This window comes from Enterobacter cloacae complex sp. SYL003 (assembly GCF_049236925.1).
In the GTDB taxonomy this organism is placed as follows: domain Bacteria; phylum Pseudomonadota; class Gammaproteobacteria; order Enterobacterales; family Enterobacteriaceae; genus Enterobacter; species Enterobacter intestinihominis.
Genome location: NZ_JBMKJK010000011.1, coordinates 22928 through 35025 on the forward strand (window position 1 = coordinate 22928; position 12098 = coordinate 35025).

The following is a 12098-nucleotide window of genomic DNA, read 5'->3' on the forward strand; positions in this document are numbered from 1 at the left end:
GATTATTCGCAGGTAAGCAGAACCAACAAACATCCCTTTTCAGACGTTAAATCCAGCGTCTCTGGCAGAAGGCGACGCTCACCGGTAAACAGATCCCGGTAGTGCTTCCCGGCCAGCGCCTGGGGTATGGCCACGGTAGTATTGGCCCACAGCATCGCATTATCGGTGACGTCAAACACCAGGCGCGGCACGGCGACGATCAGCGCCTCGTCATCTTTGATGCGGGCATAAACGATCAGATTCTCCTCCCGCTCGCCGGTTACCTTCAGCGGCAGCCAGTCGCCGTAGCGGAAAAGCGCGGGGTAATGTGGCCGAAGCCGTAACAGCGTGGCGGTGACGTACTGCTTCACGCTGCCGTCTCGCCAGCGTTGCGCATCGTTAAAAACGGTGCCATCCGCTACGCTGAGGTTTTCCGCCAGTGCGGCAAAATCCGGTTCGCGGCGGTTATCCGGGTCGACGAGGCTGAAGTTAAGCCCCTCGCTGCCCTGGTAGATGTCCGGTACGCCAGGCGCAGTCAGTTTGATCACCGTCTGGCTCAGGCTGTTCATTAACCCAGCCCGAATAAACGGCTGGAGTGCGGCACTGAAATCACGCAGGAACAGGGTGTTATCCGGGGAAAGCAGATGGCGCACGTAGTCCAGGACCACGCTCTCGTAACCTTCGTTGCTGTCGATCCAGTCGGTACGCTGCTTGGCCTCGCGCAGGGCTTTCTCGATAAAGCCGAGGAAACGCTCTTCCAGTGACTTAAGGCCATCACGATCCTCAGGCGACAGGGTTGCTGGCCAGACGCCCGCCAGCGCCTGGAAGATCATCCAGGTGTCGGCGGCGTTCGGCGCGGTGCCATCGTTGAGGAATCGGACCTGCGTCTGGTTCATCTGCCGCCAGCGCGCCAGATTTTCTCCCCACAGATCTGGCGCTTCCGTCAGCGTATACAGACGAGCTCGTGCATCCTCGCCGCGTTTGGTGTCGTGGGTGGAAGTTCCCAGCAGCGCATCGGGCTGGCGGGCAAGTCGAATGCGCATCTCCTGATGAAAACGGGAAAGTGAAAACGCGCGCGGCGTCGGGTCGGCGCCGACTTCGTTCAGGGCCAGCTCCAGGTTATGGCGGAAGAACAGCGTATCCTCTACCGATTTCGCCATCAGCGGCCCGGTCAGCTGCTGAAAACGGGTGCGGAAAAGCGAGGCCAGCGCGTGGTCATGCGCCGGCAGATCGCCGGAAAGAATACGCACAATCAGGCTCAGAGCGGGTTCAGAGGTGTTGACGCTGGCGACCACGCGACTGAGCAGCGCCACATCCGGTGGCGTCAGCCCCTGTGCGGTGCCGTAGGTGCGATACACCGGAAACGCGATAAGCAGCTCGCGCAGGGCATGGCGGATATCCTCATGCTCCACTTCGGCACCGTTATGCCCGGCCAGCTCGCTGGCGATTTTGAGCAGCGTGGTAAATTCACCTTCAAAATTACGATCGGTCATCAGCCCTTTGGCGTTGCGAAGTTCCACCTGCCTGTCAACGGTCGTACCCAGTGTCTCGTCGTAGAGCGTCTCCAGCCGCGAGAGGTTGGTATCATCCACCAGCACTTCCGCCAGGGAGGCGATAAACTCATAGCCCGTAGTACCTGAGATGGGCCACTCCGGAGGAAGCTGTTCCCCTTTGGCGAGGATCTTCTCTACCGTGATGTAGCAATCCGGTCCGGTCGCCGCACGTAGTCGCTGCAAATAGCCCAGCGGATCGGCAAGCCCGTCCACATGGTCAATGCGCAGGCCGTCGACAACCCCGGCGTGGACAAGCTCAAGGATGAGGCGGTGCGTGTCTGCGAATACCGCCTCATCCTCTACCCGCACGCCGACCAGCCCGGTGATTTCAAAAAAGCGCCGCCATGAAAGCTGTTTCGGCGCTTCCCGCCAGGACATCAGCCGCCAGCTTTGCGCCTCGTGGATCTCAGCGATGCTCTTGCCTTCGGCATACGTGCCGGGATTAAGCGGATAGGCGGTATCATAGTAAACCAACGCCGCGCTGTCGGTGACACTGTCACGTTTCAGGGTGATAGCCCCCCGCTCCAGCTCGGCTTCAAAGGTGTCGCCAAGAAACGGCAACGTCAGCGGTCGGGACCAGTCGATATCAAAATACGCCGCATAGCGGCTCTGCCGACCATGCTCGATAACATCGCGCCACCAGCGGTTTTCCAGCGAGGTCGACATATGGTTAGGAACGATATCCAGAATCAGCCCCATCCCCGCCTGTTTCAGCGCTGCCGCCATGCGGTCAAACCCTTCCCGCCCGCCAATCGCCGGGGCGATTTCGTTGGGGTCGGTAACGTCATAGCCGTGGGTGGAATCCGTGGTTGCGGTGAAAACAGGCGACGCGTAAAGATGGCTAATTCCGAGGTCTTTCATATACGGAATCAGGTCTACCACGCGATCGAAGGTCATGCCGTTGCGAAACTGAATTCGGTAAGTAGAGGAAGGGATCATAGCGCTGCTTCTCCATCAGCAAAGCGAACAACAATGCTGTGCGGCGGCAGGTTTTCGACTGCCTCCGGCCAGCTAAAGATCGTTTTTCCGGGCAGGTCCGCTAAGGCGAGGGGCTTTTTGCCGATATTCAGCGCCAGCGACAGCGTACCGGACGGAAAACGCCAGCTCACGGCAACCATGCCGAGCGCCGTTTGCAGGACGTTACCCTCCACGGCGCCTCGCTGTTTCAGTAACGGGACGATAAAGCGTTGACGCAGCGCAATCAGTTCGCGCGTAACGTGCAGCCACGCCCTGCCTTCCTCTGTGTCTGCCTTGTTCCAGTCAAGCTTCGACCGCATAAAGGTATTTACGTCATTGGGATCCGGTACGGTTTCATCGTGCCCGGCATGGCCGGTAAACTCTTTCGCGCGCCCCTCCCGCACGGCTTTCGCCAGGTCGCCGTGGAAGTCGGTGAAAAAGAGGAACGGATGCGTTTCGCCATACTCCTCACCCATAAACAGCAGCGGGATATGTGGCGACAGGAGCAGCGCCGCGAACAGCACGCGCGTTTTCTCCGCCCCAGCCAGAGAGATAAGCCTCTCCCCCTGGGCACGGTTGCCGACCTGGTCGTGATTCTGAATAAAATCGACAAAAAACTGCGGTGGTTGCTCGCGACACTCTACCCCGCGCGATTTCCCGGTCTGAAGCGAGATTTCCCCCTGGTAGACAAAGCCCTCTGCCAGCGCCCGCGCCAGCTTTTTCTCCGGCTCAAAGGCAAAATCCTGATAATAGGCGTGTGATTCCCCGGTCGCGAAGACATGTGCGGCGTTGTGAAAATCATCATTCCATTCGGCGGTGAAAAGCGGCGTCTGACCATGCTCATCGCGCGGATGCAGGAAAATCACGTTGCGACTGTCTTCGGTGGTCAGATGGATATGCCGATCCGGAAAGGCGTCGCGGATCCGTTGCGCTATCTCGGGAAGAATATGGGTCTCAGCGTTGTCATGGATCTGGTCGATGGCGTCGAAGCGCAGACCGTCAAGATGATACTCCGAGAGCCAGAATAACGGCGCCTCAGCGATGTATTGCCGGACGGCTTCAACCTCATAGGCTATACCGTTGCCCCACGGGGTCATACGATCCTGATGGAAAAACGCCGGCGAGAGCAACGGCAGGTAGTTCCCTTCCGGGCCAAAGTGGTTGAGTACAATATCCAGCACCACGGAAAGCCCGAGCGCGTGGGCGGCATCGATGAAGGCATGAAAATCATCCGGTGTGCCATAAGCTGAGTGCGGGGCATACAGCAGTACGCCATCATACCCCCATCCGCGCGCGCCCCCGAACTGGGACACGGGCATCACTTCCAGTTGCGTAATACCCAGTTCGGCCAGATAAGGCAATTTATCGATGGCCGCCCTGAAGGTTCCTTCCCCGGTGAAGGTGCCGATATGCATCTCGTAGATCACCGTCTCTTCCCACGGTCGTCCTTGCCATTCCCGCTGAGTGGGCAGGCTGCGACGCGGGTCGATCACCACCGACGGGCCGTTGACGTCAGCCTGTTGCGCGCGGGAGGCCGGATCCGGCACCGCCATTCCATCCTGTAAAACAAACTGATACGGCGTACCGTGTCTGACGCCGGGCACGTCAACCTGAAACCAGCCGTCGCCCACCGCCGCCATCGGAATGTCGGTGTCGGTTAAACGCAACGTGAGATCTTTCTGCCCTTCTGCCCAGACGCGAAAACGTACAACGTCATCGGAAATAAACTCAGCACCCCAGTGCCTGCGACATGTTCTGAACTCCATTCATTGTCCTCGAATGACCACATTTTACGCGGAACGAAATACAAGCTTAGACCAGGATGAACAGAGTGTTATGCCAGCAAGGTATGCCGCTTCGTCTATTATCTATTTATAACTCCCACTTAAGGAATACTATGCATATTCGAAAAGGATTAAGCACCGACCTCGCCCGTCTTGAATGTTGTGATTTTTCTTTTACGGTCGATGAGATTGCCAGAGAACCTTTTCTCAATGGTGATTTGCATATCGAGGCGCTAACCGATCCTTATCATAAAACCTATGAACTGGATCTCCAGACGCTGGAAAATCATTGCGTTAATCCCGATTCAATATTTCTTATCGCCGAAACGGATGACGGTGAAATCGCCGGTTTTATTACCGCGTCCTGCAACTGGAATAAATTTATTTCGGTGGATTACATTGCCGTGGAGCGTTCAAAACGCCGAACGGGCGCGGCGCACAAGCTGATGTCTGCCACCCACGTCTGGGCGCGAAGCCTCAATGCGCCCGGCTTACGGCTGGAGACGCAGAACGTTAATGTTTCTGCCTGCCTTTTCTATCGTCACTATGGGTTTATTCTGGGCGGTTACGATCGTTACCTTTACAACGCCCTGCCGGAAAAAGATGAGGTCGCCCTTTTCTGGTATTACATGCTGGCTTGAGAAAATATTTTATATCCGCCACTGGAATATAGATTTGTCTGAATTTGTCAATTTTGCCCGCTTACGTTTAATTAACGACTAATCTTGGAATTCACTATTAAGGAGGCCGGTATGTCTACAGGAAATAATCACACGCTGCATTACCCTCGTCCACCGTTTGCAGAACAACCGCAAAGGGCTCCCGGGCTGGCATCGGAAATGAAGCCAATACCGGATCATGGTGAAACAAGTTATATCGGGTCAGGAAAACTGGCAGGAAAAAAAGCGCTGATTACCGGCGGTGATTCCGGCATAGGTCGCGCGGTAGCCATCGCCTATGCCCGTGAAGGTGCAGATGTCGCTATTGGCTATCTGCCGGAAGAGGAGTCCGATGCGGCATCGGTCATTGCGCTGATTCAGGCCGAAGGCCGTAAAGCGGTCGCCATTCCCGGCGACATTCGCGTGGAGTCCTTCTGCGACACGCTGGTGGAAAAAGCCGTTGCCGAACTGGGCGGCCTGGATATCCTGGTGAATAACGCCGGACGCCAGCAGTACTGTGAATCTATCGACGATCTCACCTCGGCAGATTTTGACGCGACGTTTAAGACCAACGTCTATGCCCCCTTCTGGATCACCAAAGCTGCGCTGCGCCATTTGCAGGAAGGTGCCGTGATCATCAACACCACTTCCGTTCAGGCGTTTAAACCGAGCGCGATCCTGGTGGACTATGCGCAGACCAAAGCCTGTAACGTGGCCTTTACCAAGTCTCTGGCCCAGCAGCTGGGACCGCGTGGTATTCGGGTAAATGCCGTCGCGCCAGGTCCATACTGGACGCCTCTTCAGTCCAGCGGCGGTCAGCCGCAGTCCAAAGTTCAGAAGTTCGGGGAAGATACGCCCCTGGGCCGACCGGGCCAGCCGGTTGAAATCGCACCGCTGTATGTGCTGTTTGCCTCCGATTCCTGCTCATACGCTTCCGGGCAAGTGTGGTGCTCTGATGGCGGTACCGGCGTGCTGTAAAGCATCCTCTCAGACCTATCCATTTCATGGATAGGTCACATTCACTCCCCTGCTGTTCTCAAAAATCGCAGTTGAACTATGATGAACTTACTATTAAGGAGCCCATCATGTTTACTGTGAAAAAACTTGCGATATCAACCCTGTTGACCGGTTCAGTTTTATTCTTTCCAGCGATCCACGCGGTGGCCAGCGTTCCGCAACATGTGGTGAAACAGCAGGCTGGCGGCTACAGCGTTCAGGTTGGCGACAGGATTATCACCGCCTTTACGGACGGCAGCGTGCCGCAGGATCTGCACGCCTTACTGCGCCGGACGACGGCGGAAAATACCGATGCGTTACTGGCCAAAAACTTTCAGGCCAATCCGGTGGAAGCATCGATTAACGCGTTTTATATCGCTTTGCCCGGTCACAAAATCCTGGTGGATACCGGTTCCGGTCAGCTCTTTGGCCCCGGCAAAGGCGGGCGGCTGATTGAAAGCCTGGCGACCCAGGGCATCAAACCCGAAGATATTACCGATGTTCTAATCACCCATGCGCACTCCGATCACGCCGGTGGTCTGGTCAAAGACGGTCAGCGCGTGTTTACCCACGCGCAGGTCTATGTCGGCAAACCGGATATCGATTTCTTCTTTAACGTCGAGAACCAGAAAAAATCGGGCTATGACCAGAACTACTTCGATGTCGCGCACAAGACTTTAAAGCCTTATCTGGATGCCGGAAAAGTGAAGACTTTCTCAGGCACCGAACAGCTTCTGCCGGGCATCAGCGGTACGGTTCACCCGGGCCACACCCCAGGTTCCGCGTTTTACACGCTGGAGAGCAAAGGTGAAAAAATTACCTTTGTCGGCGACATCATCCACGTCGCCGCAGTTCAGTTCCCGCAGCCCAACGTGACGATTGCTTACGATGAGGATCAGGACGGCGCCGCCCGGGTGCGCAACGCAGCTTTCGCTGAGTTTGTGAAAAACAAAGATCTGATTGCGGCGCCACATCTGCCTTTCCCCGGGATCGGCTATGTGACGAAAGGTGAGCGGGAAGGCTACGCGTGGGTCCCGGTGACCTATACCAACCGTGACGCAAAATAAGATGTCCCCCTCCGATATGGATATGGACCTGATCCTGACGCTGGATGCGTTACTCAGGGACCAGAATATCACCCATGCGGCCGCGCGGCTGGGCATCAGCCAGCCAGCAATGTCTGCCCGCCTGGCACGCCTGCGCGTGTTGTTTGGTGAGCCGCTGTTTGTCCCTTCCCCACACGGACGTGGGGTGTTACCGACGCCGCGCGCCGAAGCGTTAAGGCCGCAGGTCGCGACGGTTTTGCAGGGTATATCGGCGATGCTTGAACCCACCACGTTCAACGCGCAGAACAGCAACCGCACCTTTGTTATTGCCCTGCACGAAAACCCGGCGCTAATGCTGGGGGCAGAGTTGCAGAATCAGATTAGCAGTGCGGCACCAGGTATCCGCCTGCGTTTTGCGCTCCCGGAAACCCAGCTGCTGTCAGCGCAGATGGAAAATGGCGATGTGGATATTTATATCGGCGTTAACGCGGGGGCGCACGATGCATGGGTCAGACGCAAACTGTTTGACGATGAATATGCCACAGCCCAGCGGAAAGGCCATCCGCGCGGTACGGGGCCGGTGGATCTGGAAAGCTATTGTAGTCTTTCACACCTGGTGGTTTCATCCGAGGGCGACCCGTTCGCGGGCTTTGTCGATCAGCATCTGGCGGGGCTTGGCCACCAGCGTAACGTGGTGATGTCGACACAAAGCTATGCGATGGCGCCTGCGATTGTTGCCGGTACCGATTTGCTCTGCACCCTACCCAGGCGCATGTTGCTACGCTTTACGCAAACGCTTGAAATTTTTCCGCCGCCGCTGGATCTCCCGCCGATCGTCATCGGTATGTACTGGCACCCGAAAAACAGTCAGGATCCGGCTAATCGCTGGCTGCGAGAACAGCTTCTTCAGGCCGCCGGACGTCAGGTATGATCGAGGATACTCAGCAATTTTTTCAGGACCTCAGAGCGAATAATCCGGTGGCAAACCAGCGTCAGCTCGCTCTCCCGGAGTCGGTCAAGAATATCCACAAAGACGACGTTTTGTACGCATATCGCCTTCGCTGAAGCTGGCAGCATGGCGATGCCAAACCCTGCCGAGACGAGGCTTATCACCGTGGGGACATCGGTGGCATTTTGCACAACGTCAGGCTGTACGCCCGCGCTGTGGCAGGCATCATAGAAATATTGCTCCAGCCCCATCCCCTCCGGGTCGCGCAGGGCGATCCACTTCTCCTCTTTCACCGACGCAAGCGTCAGCGCGGCGGAGCCCGCCAGACTGTGTTGACGAGGTAAGGCCAGCACGGCTTTTTCCGTTGTAAAAGGACGACTTTGAAGATCGTCAGGCAGCAGCGGTAACGGGGCACGCATAATGGCCACATCCAGCTGGTTGCTTTGCACGCCGGTATAAAGGGTTTGCACGTTTCCCGTCATCATGGAAAGGCTGATGGCTGGCCATTTCTCATGTAAAAGCCGCAGCGCGTCGGGCAGCTTACTGTCGAATATCGCGCTTGAAACGCATCCGAGATTCAGCACGCCCTGTTCCCCTCTGGCCGTCTGTCTGGCATCCAGAATGGCCTGATCGGTCATAAAAATCGCCACTCTGGCTTTACTGAGAAACGCCTCACCGGCTGGCGTCAGCGTCAGGCGACGATTCGCCCGGCTAAAGAGCACTACCCCCAGACGATCTTCAAGCGTTTTGATTTGCTGGCTTAGTGCCGGTTGCGCCATGTTAAGGCGCTCCGCCGCACGATGCATGTGAAGCTCTTCCGCCACCACGATAAAATTGCGCATCAGTCGAAACTGCATACTGTGCCTTCATTATTGATAATAAAATTCATATTAAAATAGCATGAATGATGCAATTGATAGCCTTCTTCGTCCGGTTAAGAATGGATGCAATCATCCGAGGGGGAAAATATGGAAAACCACATCAACGATCTCAGAAGTGCTATCGAACTGCTCAAACGCCATGAAGGTCAATACCTTGAAACCAACCATCCGGTCGATCCTGACGCGGAGCTGGCGGGTGTGTACCGGCACATTGGTGCTGGCGGCACGGTAAAACGTCCGACGCGCATCGGCCCGGCCATGATGTTTAACGCTATTAAGGGGTATCCCGACTCCCGTATTCTGGTCGGTATGCACGCCAGCCGCGAGCGGGCGGCGCTCCTGTTGGGCTGCGAGCCCTCTGAACTGGCAAAACATGTCGGCCAGGCGGTGAAAAACCCGATTGCTCCCGTTGTCGTCCCGGCGGCCCAGGCGCCGTGTCAGGAGCAGGTGTTTTATGCTGACGATCCGGACTTCGATCTGCGTAAATTGCTTCCGGCACCGACCAACACGCCGATAGATGCCGGTCCGTTCTTCTGTCTGGGGCTGGTGCTGGCAAGCGATCCGGAAGACGCCTCGCTGACCGATGTCACTATTCACCGTCTTTGCGTTCAGGAGCGCGATGAGCTCTCCATGTTCCTTGCCGCGGGCCGCCATATTGAAGTGTTCCGTAAGAAAGCCGAAGAGGCGGGCAAACCCTTGCCGGTCACGATCAATATGGGTCTCGATCCCGCTATCTGTATTGGCGCTTGTTTCGAAGCCCCTACCACGCCCTTCGGCTACAACGAGCTGGGTGTCGCCGGCGCGTTACGTCAGGCCCCTGTCGAGCTGGTGCAGGGTGTGGCCGTAAATGAAAAAGCGATTGCGCGTGCGGAAATCATCATCGAAGGCGAACTGCTGCCGGGCGTGCGTGTAGAAGAAGATCAGCATACCCACACCGGGCACGCGATGCCGGAATTTCCCGGCTACTGCGGGGAGGCTAACCCCTCCTTGCCGGTAATTAAAGTGAAGGCCGTCACGATGCGGCATCAGGCGATCCTGCAAACCCTGGTAGGACCGGGCGAAGAGCACACCACGCTGGCCGGTTTGCCAACGGAGGCCAGCATCCGGAATGCGGTGGAAGAAGCCATCCCCGGTTTCCTGCAAAACGTCTATGCGCATACCGCTGGCGGGGGCAAATTCCTTGGGGTATTGCAGGTTAAAAAACGCCAGCCTTCTGACGAAGGGCGTCAGGGTCAGGCGGCCCTCATCGCGTTAGCCACCTATTCCGAGCTTAAAAATATTATTCTCGTCGACGAAGACGTGGATATTTTCGACAGCGACGACATTTTGTGGGCGATGACGACCCGTATGCAGGGCGATGTCAGCATCACCCATCTGCCGGGGATCCGCGGTCACCAGCTCGATCCGTCTCAGGCACCGGATTACAGTCCCTCCATTCGTGGCAACGGGATCACCTGCAAAACGATTTTCGACTGTACGGTGCCCTGGGCGCTGAAGTCCCGCTTTGAGCGTGCACCCTTTATGGAGGTAGACCCGACGCCGTGGGCACCTGAACTGTTTAAAAAATAGTATTAACCGGAAATCCTCTTCACCCTTTACGGGTGAAGAACCTCACGCTGAAATTGCCGCGTCCCCTGCTTTCTTGTAACCTTTGAGCGTTTATCACATCCCCATAAAAAATGAGACTACCGGACGCCTATGACAGCACATATTTCCAACGATCCTTTGCATGGCGTAACGCTTGAAATGCAGGTTAACGCGCTGGTTGCGCGATATGGCTGGAATGAACTGGGCAACCGAATCAAAATCAACTGTTTTCGCAAGGACCCGAGTGTTAAATCGAGTCTGAAGTTCCTGCGCCGGACCCCATGGGCGCGGGCGGAAGTTGAAGCCCTCTACCTCGACTCCCTTCACGATGACGGTAACGAGGAACAGGACGAACCGGCGTTTAATCCCTGGACGGATGGCCGGACACCCAGGAGCTAACACGCAAATGATGCGACACGTAAAACGGACTGGCGCGCTGCTTGGCTGCGCGCTTTTACTGGTAAGTTGCACTTCCAAACCACCCAAATCACTCGTTACCCCGCTGCCGCAGGCGAAACCTGTACAGCAGACTAACGAACCCATGCGCGGGATCTGGCTGGCGACCGTCTCCCGTCTCGACTGGCCCCCCGTGTCATCAGTGAATGGCCGCAGCGCGGACCAGCGTATCGCCCAGCAACAGAAGGCGCTGACGGACAAGCTCGATAAGCTGAAAAAGCTTGGGATCAACACCGTCTTCTTTCAGGTAAAACCGGACAGTACGGCGCTGTGGGCCTCTGAAATACTGCCGTGGTCAGATACCCTGACCGGGACTATCGGGGAAGACCCCGGTTACGATCCGCTCCAGTTTATGCTGGATGAAGCGCACAAGCGCGGGATGAAGGTTCACGCCTGGTTCAACCCTTACCGCGTCTCCACCAACACGAAGCCCTCGACCATTGCCGCGCTTAACCGTACCTCGTCGCTTCATCCCTCCAGCGTCTATGTCCAGCATCCGGAGTGGATCCGCACCTCGGGGGATCGTTTTGTTCTCGACCCGGGCATTCCCGAGGTGCGGGACTGGATAACCCAGGTGGTGATGGAAGTGGTGAATCGCTACCCTGTCGACGGCGTTCAGTTCGATGACTATTTTTACACCGAGACGCCGGGCTCAACCCTGAACGATGCCTGGACCTTCAGGCGCTACGGCGAGGGATTTGCGTCGAAAGCTGACTGGCGTCGGCACAATACGCAGCAGCTGATTGTGCAGGTATCAAGGGCGATCAAGCAGGCAAAGCCTGAGGTTGAATTTGGCGTCAGCCCAGCGGGTGTATGGCGCAACCGCTCCTTCGACCCGGCAGGATCGGACACGCGCGGTGCCGCAGCCTACGATGAATCCTACGCTGACACGCGTAAGTGGGTACAGCAGGGTTTACTGGATTACATTGCGCCGCAGATCTACTGGCCCTTCGCCCGCGACGCGGCACGATACGATGTGCTGACAAAATGGTGGGCTGACGTGGTGAAACCGACCCATACCCGCCTGTATATCGGGATCGCATTCTACAAAGTGGGCGCGCCTTCCAGAAACGAACCGGACTGGACGGTGAACGGCGGCGTACCGGAGCTGAAAAAACAGCTCGACCTCAACGATTCACTGCCAGACGTAAAAGGCACCATCCTGTTCCGTGAAGACTATCTTAACCAGCCGCAGACGCAGGAGGCCGTAGATTACCTCCGGGGGCGCTGGGGTAGTTGACTGACAAAAGG

Annotated in this window: 10 protein-coding genes; 7 read left to right on the forward strand and 3 right to left on the reverse strand. The window is 56.7% G+C overall.

What is annotated here, in order from left to right; genetic code table 11:
- Positions 1-2: 2 nt before the first annotated feature.
- Together treY and treZ are read right to left on the reverse strand one after the other, a co-directional pair.
- The gene (treY, locus tag ACOT1A_RS15005; RefSeq protein WP_276170430.1) at positions 3-2471 is read right to left on the reverse strand and encodes a malto-oligosyltrehalose synthase; all 2469 of its coding nucleotides are present in this window, start codon (positions 2469-2471) and stop codon (positions 3-5) included.
- Positions 2468-4255, reverse strand: coding sequence for a malto-oligosyltrehalose trehalohydrolase (gene treZ, locus ACOT1A_RS15010; RefSeq protein WP_063163036.1), 1788 nt, complete (start codon positions 4253-4255; stop codon positions 2468-2470). The genes treY and treZ overlap by 4 nt, the downstream gene beginning before the upstream one ends.
- A gap of 131 nt (positions 4256-4386) precedes the next feature.
- Between treZ and ACOT1A_RS15015 the strand changes: the two genes are divergently transcribed.
- The 4 genes from ACOT1A_RS15015 to ACOT1A_RS15030 all read left to right on the forward strand — a co-directional run bounded on the left by ACOT1A_RS15015 (position 4387) and on the right by ACOT1A_RS15030 (position 7905).
- Positions 4387-4914, forward strand: a complete 528-nt coding sequence (locus ACOT1A_RS15015; RefSeq protein WP_022648161.1) for a GNAT family N-acetyltransferase — start codon at positions 4387-4389, stop codon at positions 4912-4914.
- A 111-nt stretch (positions 4915-5025) separates the two neighbouring features.
- Positions 5026-5910 carry an SDR family oxidoreductase gene (locus ACOT1A_RS15020; RefSeq protein WP_063163035.1) on the forward strand — a complete coding sequence of 295 codons (885 nt, stop codon included), beginning with the start codon at positions 5026-5028 and terminating at the stop codon, positions 5908-5910.
- Positions 5911-6017: 107 nt separating this feature from the next.
- The gene (locus ACOT1A_RS15025; RefSeq protein ID WP_063163034.1) at positions 6018-6995 is read left to right on the forward strand and encodes an MBL fold metallo-hydrolase; all 978 of its coding nucleotides are present in this window, start codon (positions 6018-6020) and stop codon (positions 6993-6995) included.
- A gap of 1 nt (position 6996) precedes the next feature.
- Positions 6997-7905, forward strand: a complete 909-nt coding sequence (locus ACOT1A_RS15030) for a LysR family transcriptional regulator (protein ID WP_199008560.1) — start codon at positions 6997-6999, stop codon at positions 7903-7905.
- On the opposite strand, the gene ACOT1A_RS15035 is transcribed toward ACOT1A_RS15030, so the two are convergent.
- Positions 7896-8780: a LysR substrate-binding domain-containing protein gene (locus ACOT1A_RS15035; RefSeq protein ID WP_276170126.1), complete on the reverse strand. Its 885-nt coding sequence runs from the start codon at positions 8778-8780 to the stop codon at positions 7896-7898. The genes ACOT1A_RS15030 and ACOT1A_RS15035 overlap by 10 nt on opposite strands.
- A gap of 111 nt (positions 8781-8891) precedes the next feature.
- Here ACOT1A_RS15035 and ACOT1A_RS15040 point away from each other — a divergent pair, with 111 nt between their 5' ends.
- The 3 genes from ACOT1A_RS15040 to ACOT1A_RS15050 all read left to right on the forward strand — a co-directional run bounded on the left by ACOT1A_RS15040 (position 8892) and on the right by ACOT1A_RS15050 (position 12087).
- Positions 8892-10373 (forward strand): UbiD family decarboxylase, encoded by a 1482-nt coding sequence (locus tag ACOT1A_RS15040; protein WP_276170127.1) that lies wholly within the window; start codon positions 8892-8894, stop codon positions 10371-10373.
- A 129-nt stretch (positions 10374-10502) separates the two neighbouring features.
- A complete protein-coding gene (locus ACOT1A_RS15045) occupies positions 10503-10790 on the forward strand; it encodes a VF530 family DNA-binding protein (protein ID WP_023300148.1) in 288 nt (95 codons plus the stop codon).
- A 7-nt stretch (positions 10791-10797) separates the two neighbouring features.
- Entirely contained in the window at positions 10798-12087 is a 1290-nt protein-coding gene (locus ACOT1A_RS15050) for a glycoside hydrolase family 10 protein (protein ID WP_276170128.1), read from the forward strand.
- The last annotated feature ends 11 nt before the right edge of the window (positions 12088-12098 follow it).